This window comes from Moorena sp. SIO4A5 (assembly GCF_010672005.1).
In the GTDB taxonomy this organism is placed as follows: Bacteria; Cyanobacteriota; Cyanobacteriia; order Cyanobacteriales; family Coleofasciculaceae; genus Moorena.
Map to the genome: position 1 here is coordinate 1 of NZ_JAAHHZ010000533.1, position 3,341 is coordinate 3,341.

2 protein-coding genes are annotated in these 3,341 nt (G+C 37.1%); both read right to left on the bottom strand.

The features are described from left to right. Window positions 1-622: hormogonium polysaccharide biosynthesis glycosyltransferase HpsE (gene hpsE / locus F6K57_RS40470; RefSeq protein ID WP_293074574.1), on the bottom strand; the 622-nt coding region annotated here is incomplete at its 3' end. Between the two features lie 272 nt (window positions 623-894). Then, complete coding sequence (locus F6K57_RS40475; protein ID WP_293074577.1) at window positions 895-2,313, bottom strand: sugar transferase; 1,419 nt, start codon at window positions 2,311-2,313, stop codon at window positions 895-897. Window positions 2,314-3,341: the final 1,028 nt, after the last annotated feature.

Below are 3,341 nucleotides of genomic sequence, written 5' to 3' on the forward strand. Positions count from 1 at the left end.
GGATACGAGACAACATCTCTAAATCTTCCCCAGTTAACATACTGCTCTTAGTACGCCCAGTCAAAATAGGCCGAGAGGGCATACTCTCTAACCAAGCTTGTTTTCGCACAACCAACCCAGCTGAAGGTGGTAGTAATTTTTTGTGAGGTTCATAAAGTAATGGCTCACAACCACGTTCAGTGATTGCTAGAAATGGCGCAAGTTTATCAAAATTTGGTGGAGGAGTGACTTCAAAAACACCATGGATTTGACTACCATAAGCACCAGAAGTAGGGTGAGATTTGCCAAAGGCGTAAGCAGAAGCTATCCAAGACATTGATGGAATCGTGTCATCGTCTAGGAAACCCACTAGTTCACCTGTAGCTTCCTGAATGGCACGGCATCTGGCATAAGCTGCCCCTTGTTTCGGTTCAAAACAATACCTCAACGGATATTGCGTTGGCCAATTGGCTTGATAAGCCTCAACAAGCTTAGCAGTGCCGTCAGTACTGTTGTTGTCAATAACAATAACTTCCCAGCTCAGTTGGTCTTGCTGGCAACAGTCTCGGAGTCGATCTAAGACTTCTGGTAAACGCTTATGACCGTTGTATGTCGGGATGGCAACAGTTAACTCAATCACCATATTTTTTTTTCCACTGTAGAAAAATAACCCTAACTAATTATTGAGAATATTCCCAAGTGTTGACCAACATTATCTCTCTCTGAGGACATAAATTGTTATTGGTTTAGGAAATTTAACCGATACTTTAGTACTTTAGGTGCGACCCTTGGCGAATTTAATTCTTAATCCGGAAAGCGCACCTCAAGCGGTAAGCTTACGCACTAGGCGTGCCCATGCTACCCTTTCCCCACTCCTGACTCCTGGACAAAGTTGGTTATATCCAACTCAGGTTACTAGTAAGCGCCTTTTTTTTGGAAAAGCACTATGGCAGTTTTTAATAAAATCTTCAAATCTAGCCACAGTGACCAATTTTCCATGTACAAAGTATCTAGACGTACCACTTCTTCAAAAGACGTAATATCCGAACGACCGGACACTTGCCAAAGTCCGGTTATTCCCGGTAAAACTGCATGACGTATAAAGTGGTGTTCAGAGAATTTATTGACATCTCTGATTGGCAAGGGCCTAGGACCAACTAAACTCATTTCTCCACAGAGAACGTTAAGTAATTGGGGAAGTTCATCTAAGCTATAGCGGCGGATAATTTTTCCTACTTTGGTAATCCGTGGATCATCCTTTATCTTAAAGAGAACACCATCTTTCATTTCATTACGAGCTTCTAGCTCTTTGAGACGTTGGTCAGCATCCACAAACATACTGCGAAATTTCCAAGTCTTAAATCGTTTATTATGTAAGCCAACTCTTTCCTGTTTGTAAAATATCGGTCCTGGGGAATCAAGCTTGATTAAAACGGAAATACTGATAAACAGTGGCAAAAGCACAATTATTCCTAAGACAGAAAGCACAAAATCCAAACATCTTTTTGCCAAAAAGTCAATACCAGTAATTAGAGGGGGAGAAAACCCTATGGTAGGCACACCACCTATACTAGACATCTCCACATTTTGGTAAATAGGTCCTAAGTCTGTACACAAAATTCGCAAGGTGATACCTGCGTTTCTGAGACTCCAGTAAAAGAACATATAATCTTGTACCTTGTTCCAAGAGCAAACAAATACTTCGGCTACGTCTAGAGCACGAATTTCTTTAATAAAATCGGATAGGTTCGATTGATCTAATAAATTAATATCGAAGAATTTAATAACGCCATAACAATCTTCGTTTTCCAGTATTTGAATTGCTTTTTGTTGTTGAGCTGGTGAACCTATGATCAGGGTTGGATAGCGAAGTAAGCCTTTTTTACGAAGCCGTCTCAGAAGAAAATCTATTCCTAAGCGTCCGATGCAGACAAGAGCGAGGCTTAATAGCCATAACAAACTATCAATTAGTTGAATCACAAATTGATCGGGTTGATACAGGCAAGCAATAACGAGTAGACTAATCTGGGCAACAGTGATTGTCTGGGCTAGAGCTAAGTAGTCACGGCGTTTGTTACCAGAATTATAAAGGTCTTGTAAAGCAATCAATAAAATTTCCCAGGGTATGACTATATAAACTAGTATTGCTTGATTGACTATTCCCCAATCATTATTTATATACTTACTAAAAAACCATGCCATCAATAGCATGAATAGATCAGTGAACACTAATGTAACGATGCGAAGCCATACAGCATAGGTATTGCGACGAAGTTTTGCAAAAATAGGATCACGTATATCAAATCTATAGGTTTCAGTTAAGGGCAGTCCCATCCTAGACAACTCCATTGATTAATATCCGATTAAAACCAAATTATTAGACCTAATAATCAAGGGTATTTCAGGCTAAAAATTTGGATAGGATACTTATCAAATAATGCAATTAGTTAAATTTTAAATAAAAAATAAAAAGCTAATATTTTTAATTGTATAAATTATAAAGTTATTTAATAATTGAAGATGCAATTGTTTTAATTGTATTCAGAGGATTTTGGCTATCAAACTATTTACTATAAAGCGAGCCAAAAAAATCAACGGCCATCAGCTTATTTATACATAAAAATTATGCCATAACAGGATGATTTTGAAAAACTGGTATACTTCCTATATAAATATATAGCCGTACACTTAATTTTGTTTGATGCTTGACTAAACCAGTGTTTCCAAAGTCGCCCTCATCCTAAAGCATGGGGCTAAACAACCTAATTAACCTGCCCATACTCATAAAATTTGAGAACTTATCCCCTGGGAAATTATGATAATTTTGTAAAGTTTTTAACCTTCAATACACCCTCTGATGTGGTATGCTTATTACTGATAGCTAGGCAATAATACTGCCTTAGTGGCGACGCATTTATTAAACTAGTATGCTCCATATTATGGAAATATATTTCCATAAAAAAACTATTTAAAAAATAAAAAAAAACATCCTTATCGTTTCAATTTAAAAAAATAATAGCGACTTTTTAGCCCAAAATTTAATTTGCGTCAACACTATTTTAGTCTTTCAATAATTATATTAATCTATAATTTTAAACTTTCTGTGGAGAATATGTTAAATTTTTCCTGAGAGTTTATTTACGGTAAATTCACTACAGCCACAAATAAATTTTTGAGTTAACGTGGTGATGATTAACTCCCATGCAAACTGGGAAGTTTGCATGGGAGATTTTCTCGGGAAGCAATATCTACCAAAATTGCCCACATTACGTTACAGGAAAAGTAAAAAATGACGGAACCAAAGAGAGCGCTAATCACTGGAATTACAGGTCAAGACGGTTCCTACTTGAGTGAGTTGTTGC

Excerpts from the sequence above, each read along its gene's own strand:
- F6K57_RS40475 (WP_293074577.1), bottom strand. The coding sequence starts at position 2,313 with ATGGGACTGCCCTTAACTGAAACCTATAGATTTGATATACGTGATCCT.